We start from the raw sequence: 267 nt of genomic DNA, 5'->3' as shown, positions 1-267 counted from the left end.
AGCGATCGTCTTGGGACAAAGCTTAGAAGTTGCCAACAGCTATCTCAGGGATTTCGCTACATCTCCCGAGTTTCAGGCAAAAATGCAGCTTGCATTCGGAAATCATAAAATTTGGGATAAGGCAGATTTAATTAATTTTCCGACGATTGAAATTCGTCCTGCGTCTGAAATCAATAATGCCAAAGGTGCTTTTGCTGCTGCTACGAATACGATTTACTTGTCTCAGGAGTTGGTGGATGAGAATTCGGGGAATGTAAATGCGATCGC

The 267-nt window shown here is 42.7% G+C and carries 1 pseudogene; it reads left to right on the top strand.

What is annotated here, in order from left to right:
• A pseudogene (locus AC0QHF_RS00170) lies at positions 1-267 on the top strand (amidase); the annotation flags it as partial.

The sequence above is a fragment of the Lyngbya sp. CCY1209 genome (assembly GCF_055795065.1).
Note: the sequence above shows the minus strand (reverse complement) of the source record. Positions and strands in the feature narration are given on the sequence as shown.